This is a genomic window from Micromonospora sp. CNZ295, assembly GCF_004217535.1.
Genome location: NZ_SHKZ01000001.1, coordinates 1,864,196 through 1,879,676, shown reverse-complemented (window position 1 = coordinate 1,879,676; position 15,481 = coordinate 1,864,196). Strand labels below are relative to the sequence as shown.

General features: G+C 73.0%; 11 protein-coding genes. 6 read left to right on the top strand and 5 right to left on the bottom strand.

Annotated features, from left to right (window positions below; all coding sequences use genetic code 11):
* Positions 1-249: 249 nt before the first annotated feature.
* Complete coding sequence (locus EV376_RS09030; RefSeq protein ID WP_130321682.1) at positions 250-1,167, top strand: cyclase family protein; 918 nt, start codon at positions 250-252, stop codon at positions 1,165-1,167.
* 89 nt (positions 1,168-1,256) lie between these two features.
* Here the strand turns inward: EV376_RS09030 and EV376_RS09025 are convergent, their stop codons facing one another.
* Positions 1,257-2,297 carry a S66 family peptidase gene (locus tag EV376_RS09025; protein ID WP_130321681.1) on the bottom strand — a complete coding sequence of 347 codons (1,041 nt, stop codon included), beginning with the start codon at positions 2,295-2,297 and terminating at the stop codon, positions 1,257-1,259.
* 252 nt (positions 2,298-2,549) lie between these two features.
* On the opposite strand from EV376_RS09025, the gene ppc reads away from it, so the two are divergent.
* The gene (gene ppc / locus EV376_RS09020) at positions 2,550-5,336 is read left to right on the top strand and encodes a phosphoenolpyruvate carboxylase (protein ID WP_130321680.1); all 2,787 of its coding nucleotides are present in this window, start codon (positions 2,550-2,552) and stop codon (positions 5,334-5,336) included.
* Between the two features lie 65 nt (positions 5,337-5,401).
* Here the strand turns inward: ppc and EV376_RS09015 are convergent, their stop codons facing one another.
* Positions 5,402-6,190 carry a hypothetical protein gene (locus EV376_RS09015; RefSeq protein ID WP_130321679.1) on the bottom strand — a complete coding sequence of 263 codons (789 nt, stop codon included), beginning with the start codon at positions 6,188-6,190 and terminating at the stop codon, positions 5,402-5,404.
* Between the two features lie 53 nt (positions 6,191-6,243).
* Between EV376_RS09015 and EV376_RS09010 the strand changes: the two genes are divergently transcribed.
* Together EV376_RS09010 and EV376_RS09005 are read left to right on the top strand one after the other, a co-directional pair.
* On the top strand, positions 6,244-7,389 hold the full coding sequence (locus tag EV376_RS09010) for a DNA recombination protein RmuC (protein WP_130321678.1): 1,146 nt from the start codon (positions 6,244-6,246) through the stop codon (positions 7,387-7,389).
* 174 nt (positions 7,390-7,563) lie between these two features.
* Positions 7,564-10,821, top strand: a complete 3,258-nt coding sequence (locus EV376_RS09005; RefSeq protein WP_130321677.1) for a S8 family serine peptidase — start codon at positions 7,564-7,566, stop codon at positions 10,819-10,821.
* A gap of 94 nt (positions 10,822-10,915) precedes the next feature.
* Here EV376_RS09005 and EV376_RS09000 read toward each other — a convergent pair whose 3' ends face one another.
* Positions 10,916-11,368 carry a hypothetical protein gene (locus EV376_RS09000; protein ID WP_130321676.1) on the bottom strand — a complete coding sequence of 151 codons (453 nt, stop codon included), beginning with the start codon at positions 11,366-11,368 and terminating at the stop codon, positions 10,916-10,918.
* A 38-nt stretch (positions 11,369-11,406) separates the two neighbouring features.
* Entirely contained in the window at positions 11,407-12,393 is a 987-nt protein-coding gene (locus EV376_RS08995) for a 4-hydroxy-3-methylbut-2-enyl diphosphate reductase (protein ID WP_130321675.1), read from the bottom strand.
* An 89-nt stretch (positions 12,394-12,482) separates the two neighbouring features.
* Here EV376_RS08995 and xseA point away from each other — a divergent pair, with 89 nt between their 5' ends.
* Both xseA and EV376_RS08985 read left to right on the top strand, forming a co-directional pair.
* Positions 12,483-13,706, top strand: a complete 1,224-nt coding sequence (xseA, locus tag EV376_RS08990) for an exodeoxyribonuclease VII large subunit (RefSeq protein WP_130321674.1) — start codon at positions 12,483-12,485, stop codon at positions 13,704-13,706.
* Positions 13,707-13,888: 182 nt separating this feature from the next.
* Positions 13,889-14,104 carry an exodeoxyribonuclease VII small subunit gene (locus tag EV376_RS08985; RefSeq protein ID WP_130321673.1) on the top strand — a complete coding sequence of 72 codons (216 nt, stop codon included), beginning with the start codon at positions 13,889-13,891 and terminating at the stop codon, positions 14,102-14,104.
* A gap of 228 nt (positions 14,105-14,332) precedes the next feature.
* Here EV376_RS08985 and EV376_RS08980 read toward each other — a convergent pair whose 3' ends face one another.
* Complete coding sequence (locus EV376_RS08980) at positions 14,333-15,175, bottom strand: hypothetical protein (RefSeq protein ID WP_130321672.1); 843 nt, start codon at positions 15,173-15,175, stop codon at positions 14,333-14,335.
* Positions 15,176-15,481: the final 306 nt, after the last annotated feature.

Genomic DNA, 15,481 nt, shown 5'->3' with positions numbered 1-15,481 from the left:
GGCGGCCCGGCCAACCGAGCAAGGATCTTCAAGACCGCGCCCGCCGGCGCCCCGGAGGATGGATCCCGTCGACCCGAGGGCGTCCGGGGGTGGGCGGACCTGTTCGGGGAGGCCCGCAGCCCCCGGCTCGGGCGGGTCGCCGGCGGCGACCCGACGCCGGTCACGGCGGTGCCGCACCCCCCCCGCGGCACCTCCGGCCGCCGGCCCACGATCTTGACCGGCCCTACCGGGCGTGATCGGCTGTCGGGTATGAGCGGGCAGTGGCGTGTGCAGTTCGACGCGGAGGTCGACTTCGCCAACGGAGGTGGCCTCCGGGCCGAGGGCTTCCGGCTCGACATCCCGGGCCGGGAGATCGAGGACGCGGACCTGGCGGCGCTCTTCGTCCGCCATCTCGGGCTGCTGATGGTCGCCGAGGTACGGATCGCCGGCAAGACCGTGATCGAGGAGCCGCACAAGGGCGGGCGTGGCGTATCCGGGACCGCCGGCGAGGCGGGCGGGCGCCGCCTCGTCGAGCTGAGCCATCCGGTCACCGACGGCATGGTCACCCTGCCCGGCTGGCCCGTGCCGCGAATCACCGACTGGCTCACCCGTGAGGCGTCCCGGGCGAACTACGCGCCGGGCACCGAGTTCCACGTCGCCCGCATCGACATGATCGCCAACACGGGCACGTACGTGGACACCCCGGCGCACCGCTACGCGGACGGGCCCGACCTCGCCGGGGTACCGCTGGACCGGCTCGCCGACCTGCCGGGCGTCGTCGTCCGGGTACCGGCCGGCACGCGGGCGGTGGACCGGCTCATGCTGGCGCCGTACGACGTGGCCGGCCGGGCGGTGCTGCTGCACACCGGCTGGTCGGAGCGCTTCGGCACCGAGCGGTACGGCGCGCCGGAGGCGCCGTACCTGACCGGGGACGGCGCCCGTGCCCTGGTCGAGGCGGGCGCGGTCCTGGTCGGCATCGACTCGATCAACATCGACGACATGAGCCCGGCCTCGGGCGGCGAGCGGCCGGCGCACAGCACCCTGCTGGCCGCCGGTATCCCGGTCGTGGAGCACCTGACCGGCCTCGACGCGCTGCCGCCGGAGGGGTTCCGGTTCACCGCCGCACCGCCGCGGGTGGCCGGCATGGGCACCTTCCCAGTCCGTGCCTTCGCCGTCCTGGAGGCTTGACGGCCCGGCCGGGCGCCAGCACGGGATCCCGCGAGTCGCGGTATCCGAAGCAGCGGATGCCGCGACTTGCGGGATGCCGAGTTGATCCGTCAGTAGCGCACCGAGACGCGGCGGTGCACGGCGTCGACCCGGACGTCGCCGCCGTACGGGAGGATCAGCTGCGGGTCGGTGTGGCCGACGTCCAGATCGAACACGACCACCGCGTCCGGGTTGTACGCCGCCAGCGCCCGGGTCACCGCCGCGCGCTGCTCCTCGGCGTACGCGGCCTTCTCGGCCGGCGCGAGCGGTCGGCTGAACTCCCACGCCTTCGCCCGGCCGACCAGCACGGCCGGGAACGTGCCGAGCAGCCCCCGCTCGCCGAGGTTGCGCAGGATCCGGAAGACCTCGGTGGCCGACGGCAGTTCCTCAGAGGTCTCCATCAGGAAGACCGAGCCGGCCAGGTCGGCGGCGGACGCGACCCGGTCGGCGGCCAGCAGCCAGTGCAGGATCTCCAGGTTGCCGCCCCACAGCCGGCCCTCGACCACCCGCTCCGGGCCGGCCCAGGTCCAGCCCGACCCGGGGAACATCACCGGCTCGTCCGCCAGCGACGCCGGGTCGTTCCAGTCGTTCGGCTGGTCGCCCCACTCGGTGGCCGGGGCCAGGTCGTGCCAGCCGGAGGTGAACAGCGCCGCCCGCAGCGAGTCGAACGTCAGCGGGTGCGGGGCACCCGGCCGGCCGAGGTGCACCAGCACCGACCCGCCGTGGTAGCTGACGATCCCCAGCCGGTACAGGTGGTTCAGCACGTTCGTGTTGTCCGAGTAGCCGAAGTACGGCTTCGGGTTCGCCCGCAGCACCGCGTCGTCGAGGTGCGGGGTGACCGTGATCAGGTCGTCCCCGCCGACGGTGGCGAGCACGGCGGTGACCGTCGGGTCGGCGAAGGCGGCGGTCAGGTCCCGGGCCCGGTCCCGGGGGTCGGCACCCATCACCCGGGTGGTCGGGTACTCGACCGGCTCCAGGCCGAACTCCTCGCGCAGCCGGCGCAGGCCCAGCTCGTAAACGCGGGGGAAGAGACCCGGCAGCCCGGCGGAGGGTGACACGACCGCGACCCGGTCACCGGGGCGCGGCTTGGGCGGATAGCGCAACGTCGGCATGATCCACACGCTACCCACCCGGACCACCGGTTTTGCCGACCGCCGCGGGGCGAAACGGCATGAGACGCCCGAACCGTTCCCTAGGCTGGCGGCGGGAAGGAGCAGCGGGACCGGCACCGGCCTCGACCGCGCTCGCCGTGGGTCGGAGTGAAACACCGTTAACGAGGGGTCCCTCCTTACATACCGGCCCGCGCGGATACGATCCAGGGAGTCGGACAGCGCTGTCCTTCGTACTCACGTAAGGAGCGCACAGTGACCGACCAGCACGATCACGACGGTCCCGACGCCGCCCTGCGCGCCGACATCCGCCGCCTCGGCACCCTGCTCGGCCAGACCCTCGCCCGCCAGGAGGGCCGGCCCCTGCTCGACCTCGTCGAGGAGATCCGCGCCCAGGTCCGCACCGATCCCCCGGCCGCGGCGCAGCGGCTCGCCGGGCTGGACGTCACCACCGGCACCAAGCTGGCCCGGGCCTTCTCGACGTACTTCCACCTGGCCAACATCACCGAGCAGGTCCACCGCGCCCGCGACCTGCGTCGCCGCCGCGCCATCCAGGGCGGCTGGCTCGACCAGGCCGCCAAGATGATCGCCGAACGCGGGGTGCCCGCCGAGGAGATCGCGGCGGCCGCCCGCCGGCTCGCGGTCCGCCCGGTCTTCACCGCCCACCCCACCGAGGCGGCCCGCCGCTCGATCCTGTCGAAGCTCCGCGCGATCGCCGACGAACTGGACACCGAGACCACCAACGCGATCCTCTACGGCGCCAGCGACGAGGGCCCGGCCAACCGCCGCCTCGCCGAACTGCTCGACCTGATGTGGCAGACCGACGAGCTGCGGCTGGACCGGCCGGACCCGACCGACGAGGCCCGCAACGCCATCTACTACCTGCGCGACCTCTACGCCGAGGCGGCGCCGCAGGTCCTCGACGACCTCGCCGACACGCTGCGCACGCTCGGTGTGGAGACGTCGCCCACCGCCCGGCCACTCACCTTCGGCACCTGGATCGGCGGTGACCGGGACGGCAACCCGTTCGTCACGCCCACGGTGACCCGCGAGGTCCTGGTCATCCAGCACGAGCACGGGATCGCGGCCACCGAGAAGGCCATGGACCAGCTCATCAACGAGGTGTCCGTCTCCCGGCGGCTGCGCGGCGTCTCGCTGGACCTCTCCGCCAGCCTCGCCGCCGATCTGGACGCGCTGCCCGAGGTCGCGCCCCGGTTCCGTCGGGTCAACGCCGAGGAGCCGTACCGGCTCAAGGCCCGCTGCGTGAAGGCGAAGCTCGCCAACACCCGGCAGCGGCTGCGGCAGGGCACCGCGCACGTGCCGGGGCGCGACTACCGCGGGTCGGCCGAGCTGATCGCCGACCTGGAACTGCTGCGTGCCTCGCTGGCCCGCAACTCCGGCCAGCTCACCGCCGTCGGCCTGCTCGCCTCGACCATCCGTACCGTCTCCGCCTTCGGCCTGCACCTCGCCACCATGGACGTACGCGAGCACGCCGAGAAGCACCACGAGGTGCTCGCCCAGCTCTACCAGGCGGTGGGCGAGGTGGCGGACTACCCGTCGCTGAGCCGGCTGGAGCGCACCAAGCTGCTCGCCGACGAGCTGACCGGTCGTCGGCCGCTGTCCACCCTCGACACCCCGCTCACCGAGTCGGCCCGCAAGACCTTCGACGTCTTCGCCACCATCCGCGAGGCGCAGGACCGGTTCGGCACCGAGGTGATCGAGTCGTACATCATCTCGATGACCCTCGGCGTCGACGACGTGCTCGCCGCGGTCGTCCTGGCCCGCGAGGCCGGCCTGATCGACGTGCACAGCGGCCGGGCCCGGATCGGTTTCGTGCCGCTGCTGGAGACGCCGAGCGAGTTGAACGCCGGCGGTGACCTGCTGGACGAGCTGCTGGCGCTGCCGGCGTACCGGGCGCTGGTCGCGGCCCGCGGTGACGTGCAGGAGGTGATGCTCGGCTACTCCGACTCCAACAAGGAGGCCGGCATCACCACCAGCCAGTGGTCCATCCACCGGGCGCAGCGCGCGCTGCGCGACGTGGCCGCCCGGCACGGCGTCCGCCTGCGGCTCTTCCACGGCCGGGGCGGCACCGTCGGCCGCGGCGGCGGACCGACGCACGACGCCATCCTGGCTCAGCCGTACGGGACGCTGGACGGCGCGATCAAGGTGACCGAGCAGGGCGAGGTCATCTCCGACAAGTACACCCTGCCGGCACTGGCCCGGGAGAACCTGGAGCTCACCACGGCCGCGGTGCTCCAGGCCACGCTGCTGCACACCGCGCCCCGCCAGCCCGCCGAGATGCTGGAGCGGTGGGACGCGACGATGGACGTGGTCAGCGCGGCGGCCTACCGGTCGTACCGGTCGCTGGTGGAGGACCCGGACCTGCCGGCGTACTTCTGGGCGTCAACCCCCACCGAGCTGCTGGGCGCGCTGAACATCGGCTCCCGGCCGGCGAAGCGGCCGAACACCGGTGCCGGGCTGGCCGGCCTGCGGGCCATCCCGTGGGTGTTCGGCTGGACCCAGACCCGGCAGATCGTGCCGGGCTGGTTCGGGGTGGGTTCCGGCCTGGCCGCCGCCCGCGAGGCCGGGCACGCGGACGTGCTCGCCGAGATGCACCGCAGCTGGCACTTCTTCCGGACGTTCCTGTCCAACGTCGAGATGATGCTGACCAAGACCGACCTGACGATCGCCCGCCGGTACGTGGAGACGCTGGTGCCGAAGAAGCTGCACCCGATCTTCCACCAGATCGAGCAGGAGTACGAGCTGACCAAGCGCGAGGTGCTCGCCGTGACCTCCTCGCCGGACCTGCTGGAGAACTCGCCGGTGCTCCAGCGCACGCTCGCGGTGCGGGACACCTACCTGGAACCGCTGCACCACCTCCAGGTGGCGCTGCTGCGTCAGTACCGGGAGTCCGGGGCGGCGGGCCGGTCGGTGGCGACCGCGCCCGGCGGCCGGCGCGCGCCGAGCGACGGCACGGCACTGGAACGGGCGCTGCTCACCACGGTCAACGGCATCGCCGCCGGCATGCGCAACACGGGCTGAGGTGCGCGGAAGGGCCCCTTGTCAACGCCTCAGGTAGCGGAAGGGACCCTTCCTCCGCCGCCGCGTCACCAGTCGCCGCCCCCGAAGTCACCCCCGAAGTCACCGCCACCGAAGCCGCCGAGGTCGCCGCCGTAGTCGCCGGCGCCGTAATCACCGCCACCGGCGTCGCCGGCTCCCTCGGCACCGGCGTCGCCGTAGCCGGCGCCGTCCTGGAAGCCCTCCCCGTACCCGGCGCCGTACCCGGGGTCGCCCCACATCGGGGAGAAGAGCGCGTCGGCGATCAGCAGACCACCGACCACCCCGGCGCCAGTGCCCAGCGCCGTCTTCCACCACGGCGTCGAGTACCACCCGGCCGGGACCGGCCGGCCCTGGAACCGCCCACCGGGGTAGTAGTAGGGCGTGTCCCGGCCCGGCTGCGGACCGGCCCTGAAGGTCTGTCCCTGCACATCCACCTCGCGTTCGCGGGTGAGCTGCCCGGCTCCCCGGGCGGCCGCGAGCGGCGGCAGCTCCGGCCCCGGGTCGATCCCCAGCGCGGTCCGGGCCGCCCGGATGTACGCCAGCCCCTCCAGCGCGGTCTCCCGGGCGAGCGCGTACTGGTGCGGCGTCCGCGCCTGCTCCAGCTGGGAGCCGGCGGCGTTGTACCGCTCCCCCGCGTCGGCCAGCGCCTGCCGTACCGCCGGATCCTCGCCGTGCAGGTTCATCAGCTGCCCACCGAGACGCTCGTACCAGCGCTGGGCCTCCGCCCGGGCGTCGGCCAGCTCGTCGCCCCGGCGGGCACCGGACCGGGCGCCGGCGACCGCGACGGCGATCACCGCGCCGATGGCCACGATGCCGAGGCACAGCAGAAGTTCCATGACGCGTACGTACCCACGCCCGCCCCGTCGTACCCGTTTGGCAAGCTCTGCACATGGACTTTCCGACGCTGGCCGTGGTGGTCGTCTGCCTCGCCGCCGGCGGCGCGGTGGGGTGGTACGCGGCCCGCGCCCGGTCCGCCACCCAGATCGCCCGGCTGGAGGCCACCCTCACGGCCACCCGGGAGGGCGAGGGCCGGCTGGAGCAGTCCATGCGCGCGCTCAGCTACGAGGCCACCGCTCAGTCCCAGGAGGCGGTGGCCCGCGCGGTGGCGCCGCTGCACGACACGCTCCGGCGGTACGAGCAGCGCGTCGCCGAGCTGGAGCGCGACCGGGTCGACGCGTACGCCGAGCTGCGCGAGCAGGTCCGGGCCATGAGCACCGTCTCCGGTGAGCTGCGCACCGAGACGAAGCAGCTCGTCGCGGCGCTGCGGGCGCCGCAGGTCCGGGGCCGTTGGGGTGAGCATCAGCTGCGCCGCATCGTCGAGGCGGCCGGCATGCTCGAGCACTGCGACTTCGCCGAGCAGGTGACCGCCGCCACCGACCACCAGGGGGTCCGCCCCGACCTGGTGGTCCGGCTGCACGGTGGCCGCTCGGTGGTGGTGGACGCGAAGGCGCCGTTCGAGGCGTACCTGACCGCGATGGAGGCGCGCGACGAGCGCGGGCGGGACACGCAGCTCGACGCCCACGCGAGGCACCTGCGCGCCCACGTGGACGCGCTGGCCGCCAAGTCGTACTGGGCCGCGTTCGAGCAGGCGCCCGAGTTCGTGGTGCTGTTCGTGCCGGCCGACCCGTTCCTCGACGTGGCGTTGCAGCGCGACCCCACGCTGCTGGAGCACGCGTTCACGCGCAACGTGGTGCTCGCGACCCCGGCCACCCTGGTCGCGCTGCTGCGCACGGTCGCGTACTCGTGGCGGCAGGAGGCGCTGGCGCGCAACGCGGTGGCGGTGCACACGCTCGCCCGGGAGCTGTACGGGCGGCTGTCGACCCTGGGCGACCACGTCGGGAAGCTGGGCTCGGCGCTCGGCGGAGCGGTCACCGCGTACAACCGGGCGGTCGGCTCCCTGGAGGCGCGGGTGCTGGTCAGCGCACGCAAGCTCGCCGAGCTCGGCGTCTCCCACGAGGAGCTGGCCGCGCCGGCGCAGCTGGAGGTGGCACCCCGCCAGCCGCAGGCGCCGGAGCTGCTGGAGCCGGGGTCCTGAGTAGACGCTCACGGTCCGTCCACACCGGGCCGAAGATGTGACAACGCGTGTCCACGGAAGTCACGAGATGGTCACAACGAACTGGCCGGTAGTGACACCGGACATCGATACCACGAAGGATGCGGGCACGCGTGCCCTGCATCTGAGGGCCCTGTTCTCTGGAGGAAAGAGAACGTGAGCAAACCCCGAAACCTGAGCCGGCGTACCTCCGCCGCGCTCTTCGCGTCGGTCATGGCCGCCAGTGCCGTGACCGTCGCGGGCGGCGCCACCACCGCGAGCGCCGCACCCGCCAACGCGCCGGCCACCCCCATCGAAGCGCTGGGTTCGCACGACGCCAAGCTGCTAGCCGAGGCGGAGGCGAAGAAGGCCCCGACCGTCACGATGATCGTCGCCACCCAGAAGGGCAAGGCGAAGGACGTCGAGAAGGACCTCAAGGGCCTCGGCGCGGCGGTCACCGAGCGCTACGACACGATCGGCTACGTGCTGGCCAAGGTGCCGACCGGCAAGGCGGTCAAGGCGGCGACCCTGCCGGGCGTCTCCGCGGTCGACCTGGACGAGACGATCCAGCGGCCCGACCCGAGGCCGGAGGCCGCCGCCGACGGCCGGAAGGCCGCCAAGCAGGGCACGACGCTGAGTGGCCCCGGCGCCGGCACCCGCGCCGACAACCCGTACATGCCGACCAACGAGACCGGCGCCGTCAAGTTCGTCGACCAGCACCCCGAGTGGGACGGTCGCGGCGTCACGATCGGCATCATGGACTCCGGTGTGGACCTCGAGCACCCGGCCCTCCAGCAGACCACCACCGGCGAGCGCAAGATCGTCGACTGGGTCACCGCGACCGACCCGTTCGAGGACGCCACCTGGCGCCCGATGCTCACCGAGGTGACCGGCCCGACGTTCAGCGCCGCCGGCCTCACCTGGACCGCCCCGGCGGGCACCTACCGCTTCAACCGGTTCAGCGAGTCCGTCACCACCAACAGCGAACCGGGCGGTGACGTCAACCGCGACGGCGACCGGACCGACGCCTTCGGCATCCTCTTCGACCCGGCGACCAACAACATCTGGGTCGACACCGACAACGACAACGACTTCACCGACGAGGCCGTGATGCGGCCGTACCGGGAGAAGTTCGACGTCGGCCACTTCGGCACCGACGACCCGGCGACCGCTGTCAAGGAGCGGATGTCGTTCGTCGTCCAGTACCGCAAGGGCGTGGACACCACCCCGGTCGGCGGCCCCGGCCTGGTCGACTACGTCAACATCGGCATCATCGAGAGCGCGCACGGGACCCACGTCGCCGGCATCACCGCCGCCAACGACATGATGGGCAACGACGCGTTCGACGGTGCCGCCCCCGGCGCCAAGATCGTCTCGGCCCGCGCCTGCTCCTGGGGCGGCGGCTGCACGTACGCGGCCCTCACCACCGGCATGGCCGACCTGGTGATCAACCGCGGCGTCGACGTCATCAACATGTCGATCGGCGGCCTGCCGGCGCTGAACGACGGCAACAACGCCCGCGCCGAGCTGTACAACAACCTGATCACCACGTACGGCGTGCAGATGTTCATCTCCGCCGGCAACTCCGGCCCGGGCGTGAACACCATCGGCGACCCGTCGGCCTCGACGAACGTGGTAAGCGTCGCCGCCAGCGTCAGCAGGGACACCTGGCTGGCCAACTACGGCTCCGTCGTGAAGCAGAAGAACGCGCTGTTCAACTTCTCCTCGCGCGGCCCGCGTGAGGACGGCGGCGCCAAGCCGAACATCGCCGCTCCGGGTTCGGCCGTCTCCACCACCCCGGTCTGGCAGCCGGGCAGCGGCCCGGTCGAGGCCGGCTACACCCTCCCGCCGGGCTACGGGATGTTCAACGGCACCTCGATGGCCTCCCCGCAGGCCACCGGTGCCGCCGCGCTGCTGCTGTCGGCCGCCAAGGCGAACGACCTGGGGGTCACGCCGGCCGCGCTGCGCCGGGCGATCTTCAGCTCGGCCAAGCCGATCGCCGGCGTCCCGACCCACGGTCAGGGCTACGGCATGTTCAACGTGCCGGGCGCCTGGAAGCTGCTGCGCAAGGGCGTCACGACCCGCTCGTACGTCTCGGACGCCCCGGTCTGCACGGTGCTCTCCGGCCAGCTCGCCACCCCGAACCGGGGCACCGGCGTCTACAACCGCTGCGGCGCCGCCGACGGCGGCCACAAGGTCGGCCAGTCGAAGACCTACCAGGTCAAGCTCACCCGCACCAGCGGGCCGGCCGGCAACATCAAGCACAACGTCGGGCTGCGTGGCAACGACGGCACCTTCTCGGCGCCGAAGAACGTCACGCTGCCGCTGAACCGGACCGTCACCATCGCCGTCACCGCCAAGCCGAAGAGCGCGGGTGCGCACGGCACGATCGTGACGATCGACGACCCGGCGACCAACACGATCGACTTCGAGGTCTCCGCCGTGGTGGTGGCCTCGAACGACGTCAAGAAGCCGGCCTTCGCCTACTCCGGTGAGGGCTCGGTGGACCGGAACAGCACCACGTCGTACTTCGTGACGGTGCCGCCGGGCGCCGGTGCGCTGCAGGTGAACCTCTCCGGCATCGCCACCGGCTCGCAGACCCGGTTCATCGCCTTCAACCCGTACGGCGTCCCGGTGGAGAGCACCTCGAGCCTGGCGTGCTTCACCAACTTCGCCAGCACGGTCGCCTGCAACGCCTTCGAGCGGGACTACCAGAACCCGATCCCCGGCGTCTGGGAGATCGAGGTGGAGTCCCGTCGCACCTCGCCGGCGCTGAACAACCCGTACCAGATCCAGGCCCGGGTCCAGGGCGTCGCGGTCGAGCCGGCCGTGGTCGACCTGCCGGCGGTCGACGCCGGTGCGGCCACCCCGGTGACCTGGTCGCTGAAGAACACCTTCGGCCCGGTGTCGGTGACCGGCCAGGGCGGCCCGCTGTCCAGCGTGCACTCCGAGCGGCCCACCATCGTGGAGCTGGCCCAGCAGGAGTTCACCGTCGAGGTGCCGGCGGGCGCGACCAGCTTCACCGCCCGGATCGGCAACCCGGCGAACGCCAGCGCCGACCTGGACCTGTTCATCTACCGGGGCACCACCCTGGTCGGGCAGCAGGCCGACGGCGACTCGGAGGAGGCGGTGACGATCACCAACCCGGTGGCCGGCACCTACCGGATCGTCGTCGACGCGTACAACGTCGACGGTGCCGGTGGCAGCACCGAGTACGACTACCGGGACTCGTTCTCCGCCCCGGCGCTCGGCACCCTGTCGGCGCCGTCCACCTCGCTCACCCTGGCGCACGGCGCCACCGGTTCCCTCACGGGCACGGTGACCGCCCAGTCCGCTCCGGACGCCGGCCGGGCGCTCTACGGTGAGCTGGCCGTGGTGACGTCGGAGGGCGCGGTCGTCGGCCGCGGCGCCGTCGCCATCGGTGCGGTGAACTGACCCACCCGTAACAGGGCGGGAGCCCGTCCCCGGTCCCCGGGGACGGGCTCCCGTCGTCTGTCGCGGTCCCCCACCGACGCGTCAGGCCCGGCCGTCAGCCCCGGCGGGCCGTCTCCACCAGGAATGGGATGCCCTGCTGGCAGGTGGTCATCATGTCGGGCTGGATCTTCCCGGTCACGACCACCGACGCACCGGCGGCCAGCACGTCGCGCGGGCCGCCGAGCAGCAGGTAGCCGTCGAGGAGCAGGCAGCCGGGCTCGACGCCGGACTCGACCGTCCCGGCCAGGGTGGTCGCCCCACCGGGCGGCGGTTTGGCCGGCCCGCTCGGCGACTTGGGCGGCCGGGTCGGCACCGGGACCGTCGACGGCGGCGGGTCGGCCGGCGTCGGCGGTACGGCGTCGGTGGGCGTCGGATCGGGTTCGGGCGGGGTGGTCACCGGCGACGCTCCCGTCGGGGTCGGGGTGCCGTCTCCGGTGCCCGCGCCGCCGCAGGCGCCGAGCGCCAGACAGACGGCCAGCGCCGGGACGACGAGCCGAAAGGTCCTCATGCCGTATCTGACGCGGCGACGGCGCCGGGCGTTCCCGGTCAGCCGCGGGCCGCCGCGGCGGCCTTCATGTCCCGCTTGAGCTCCTGCGGCAGCGAGAAGGTCAGCCGCTCGTTGGCGGTCACCACCTCCTCGACGTCGGTGAAGCCGCGGGCCGCGAGGTGGGCGAGCACCTCGTGCACCAGCTCGTCGGGGACGCTGGCGCCCGACGTCAGGCCGACCGTACGCGCCCCGTCGAGCCACGTGTCGTCGATCTCGTGGGCGAAGTCGACCAGGTGACCGGCACGGGCACCCGCGTCGAGGGCCACCTCGACCAGGCGGACCGAGTTCGACGAGTTGCGCGAGCCGACGACGATCACCACGTCGCAGTCCGGCGCGATCTCCTTGACGACGTGCTGCCGGTTGCTGGTGGCGTAGCAGATGTCGTCGCTGGGCGGCGACTGCAGCATTGGCAGCCGCTTCTTCAGCCGGGCCACCGTCTCCAGCGTCTCGTCCACGGACAGCGTGGTCTGGGACAGCCACACCACCTTGTCCGGGTCCCGCACGGTGACCCGGTCGGCGTCCTCCGGGCCGTCGACGAGCTGGATGTGCTCGGGGGCCTCGCCGGACGTGCCGATGACCTCCTCGTGCCCCTCGTGACCGATCAGCAGGATGTCGTAGTCCTCGGCGGCGAACCGCTTCGCCTCCTGGTGCACCTTCGTGACCAGCGGGCACGTCGCGTCGATCGCCTTCAGCGAGCGCGCCTTCGCCTGCTCGTACACCTCGGGGGCGACGCCGTGCGCGGAGAAGATCACGGTCGCGCCCTCGGGCACCTCCTCGTTCTCCTCCACGAAGATCGCGCCCTTGGCCTCCAGCGTCCGCACCACGTGCTTGTTGTGCACGATCTGCTTGCGGACGTAGATCGGCGCGCCGTAGAGCTTGAGCGCCTCCTCGACGGTCTGCACCGCCCGGTCGACGCCCGCGCAGTAACCGCGGGGCTTCGCCAGGAGGACGCGCTTGCCGGTCCGGATCACGTCAGCCTCAGTCACCCGCCCATCGTACGTGTCGCCTCGCCGACCGGCAGCGGCCGTCGAGCGCGGCACCCCGGCTGGGTCGGGGCGGGCCTTAGGGTGGGCGGATGAGTTCGGGAGGGGACGTACCGCGGAGCACGTCCGAGGAGCCGTGGCCGGTCCGGGTGGTGAGCCAGAAGATCGGCGCGTGGGTGGCGCGGCTGGGCTGGGTCTGGGTGGACGGCCAGGTGGCGCAGATCAGCCGCCGACCCGGCGCCACCACCGTCTTCCTCACCCTGCGTGACCCGTCCGCCGACCTCAGCCTCACCGTCACCACCAACCGGGACGTACTGGACTCCGGCGCTCCCGAGCTGCGCGAGGGCGCCCGCGTCGTGCTGCACGCGAAACCGGAGTTCTACGCCGCCCGGGGCACGTTGAGCCTGCGCGCGGACGAGATCCGGCAGGTGGGGCTCGGTGAGCTCCTGGCCCGGCTGGAGAAGCTCAAGAAGCTGCTGGCCGCCGAAGGACTCTTCGACCGGGCGCGCAAGCGACGCCCACCGTTCCTGCCCAACCGGATCGGGCTCATCACCGGCCGGGCCAGCGCGGCCGAGCGCGACGTGCTCACCAACGCGCGCCGCCGCTGGCCGTCGGTCGCGTTCCGGACGGTCAACGTGGCCGTGCAGGGGCCCTCGGCGGTGCCGCAGATCATCGACGCGCTGAAGGTGCTCGACGCCGACCCGACCATCGACGTGATCGTCATCGCCCGGGGTGGTGGCAGCATCGAGGACCTGCTGCCCTTCTCCGACGAGGCGCTGTGCCGGGCGGTGTTCGCCTGCCGCACACCGGTGGTCAGCGCGATCGGCCACGAGACCGACGCGCCGCTGCTCGACTACGTCGCGGACGTCCGCGCCTCCACCCCCACCGACGCGGCGAAGCGGATCGTCCCGGACCTCGCCGAGGAGGTACGCCTCATCGGGCAGGCCCGGTCCCGGCTCGAGCGCGCGGTCCGCAACCTGGTCGACCGCGAGTCACACCGGCTCGACCTGCTGCGGTCCCGGCCGGTGCTGGCCCGACCCCAGGTGATGGTCGAGCAGCGGACGACCGACGTGACCGGCCTGCGCCAGCGGGCTGGCCGCTGCCTCGACCACCGGCTGGCCGCCGCCGACGACGACCTGCGGCACACCCTGGCCCGCTTGCGGGCGCTGTCCCCGGCCGCCACCCTCGACCGCGGGTACGCGATCGTGCAGCGCGCCGACGGCCACGTCGTCCGCGCGGCGTCGGAGGTCGCCAAGGGCGACCCGCTGCGGGTACGCCTCGCCGACGGCGAACTGACCGCAACCGTGGACGGCTGACGGACCCCAGCTTGATCGGGCCGCCGCGGCCTTGATCACGCTCGGAGGCGCAAGTAGTGGCCTCCACGCGAGCCGGAGGCCACTACTTGTGCCATTCAGCATGATCATGGCGGCGGGGCCGGCGACGCGCGCTGCTCCGCCGGTCGTCGGCGGTGTCGGGACGGTGTGGTGGGATGGGGTCGATGAGCGACGAGACGAAGGACGAGCGGCTCAGCTACGAGCAGGCCCGCGCCGAGCTGGCGTCGGTGGTCGAGCGGCTGGAGGCGGGCGGCACCACGCTGGAGGAGTCGCTGGCGCTCTGGGAGCGCGGCGAGAAGCTGGCCGGGATCTGCCAGGCGTGGCTGGACGGCGCGCGGGCCCGCCTCGACGCCGCCCGCCAGGAGGCGGCGGAGTCCTGACCGGTCGCGCACCGGGATTCCGCCCGAGGCGGCCATCCGGTTCAGGATGACCCCGGCCACCAGCCATCGGCCTTCCCACCACCGGCCTCCCGACCATCCACCACGGGCCTCGCGACCACCCGCCACCGGCCCAAAGACCGCCGCGCCACCGGCCGCCCGACCACCCGGCCTCGCGACCACCGGCCAGCAGTGACGGCGGGGGGCGGCCCAGGGCCGCCCCCGCGTACGTCACTTGAACAGGTTGTAGAACTCGGCGGGCGCCTCGACCACCTGGTCCGCCGGCGGCTTCTGGGCCGGGGTGGCGCTGCCGTAGGCGGAGTAGGTGATCCGGATCTCCTGCGCCGCCGACTGCCCGGCCGCCGGGATCTGGACGACCAGTTCGCTGAGCCGGCCCTGCGGGTCCAGCTTCGCGGTGAACGGCACCGACCGCGCCTGCGGACCGAGCGCGGCGATCACCGCGGGGTCGATCGAGCCGGCGTCGGCTGCCTTGGACGCGTCGAGCGTGCCGGCGTACGCGCCCTCGCCGGTCTGCCGTACCTCGGTGATGCCCTGGGTGAGGACGGCGCTGCCGGCCGGGTCGACCTTGTCGAAGTCGAAGGCCAGATTCCGGTTCCCCTGGACGCGGGTCTGGTCGAGGTGCTGGTACTTGCCGAGGTTGAGACTCTGCCGGCCGGGCACGCTGTCGGCCGCGCGGCCGCCCAGGTCCAGCTTGACCCAGCTGTCCGGCTTGATGTGGACCAGGTCGAGCGTCATCGACAGGTCGTCGGCCGGGCGGCCGAGCGACACCTTCATCTGCGCGCTCTGGCTCGGCTCGTGGACCTGCCCCTCGGCGGTGGAGCCGGCGCCGGACATGGTGAAGCGGAAGTTGCCGTTGCTGATCTCGCGCGTCGAGTCCAGGAGCGCCTGCTTGGCGTCCCCGGGGATCCCGCTGGCCGGCGCCGACCCGGACGCGGTGGTGGTCGGGGTGGCGGACGAGCCGGCCTGCGTGGTGCCGTCGGCGTTGCAGGCGGCGAGACCGGGTACGAACAACGCGGCGGCCACCAGGCCGGCGCTGAGGCGTCGAACAGTCATACGTGTCTCCCAGGTGGGTCACCCGGCGCGCCCCTCGGCGGCGCCGGTACCGGGCGGCGCACGCCGCTACCGGCCGCGCCGCGCGAGCCGCGTCCGGCTGCGGGAGCCGGCCGGGCCGCACCCCTGTTTGTTCCCTGCCGCCGCGTCCCACAATCACCGGCTCGTCCGGATCCGTCGGACGGTGGCCGGCCGGGAGACGGGCGAGGGGCGGCCGTGGTCGCCCCCGCTCACCGGATCGTCCCGTTGAACATCCGGTACGTCTCGTCTGCTCCGCCTCGATGACCTGGCCCGCCGGCGGCTTCTCGC

Coding starts and splice junctions, on each gene's coding strand:
- EV376_RS08985 (WP_130321673.1), top strand. CDS start 13,889: ATGAGCGACGAGACGAAGGACGAGCGGCTCAGCTACGAGCAGGCCCGC.
- EV376_RS09015 (WP_130321679.1), bottom strand. CDS start 6,190: ATGGAACTTCTGCTGTGCCTCGGCATCGTGGCCATCGGCGCGGTGATC.
- xseA (WP_130321674.1), top strand. CDS start 12,483: ATGAGTTCGGGAGGGGACGTACCGCGGAGCACGTCCGAGGAGCCGTGG.
- EV376_RS09025 (WP_130321681.1), bottom strand. CDS start 2,297: ATGCCGACGTTGCGCTATCCGCCCAAGCCGCGCCCCGGTGACCGGGTC.
- EV376_RS08980 (WP_130321672.1), bottom strand. CDS start 15,175: ATGACTGTTCGACGCCTCAGCGCCGGCCTGGTGGCCGCCGCGTTGTTC.
- EV376_RS09000 (WP_130321676.1), bottom strand. CDS start 11,368: ATGAGGACCTTTCGGCTCGTCGTCCCGGCGCTGGCCGTCTGTCTGGCG.
- EV376_RS09010 (WP_130321678.1), top strand. CDS start 6,244: ATGGACTTTCCGACGCTGGCCGTGGTGGTCGTCTGCCTCGCCGCCGGC.
- EV376_RS09030 (WP_130321682.1), top strand. CDS start 250: ATGAGCGGGCAGTGGCGTGTGCAGTTCGACGCGGAGGTCGACTTCGCC.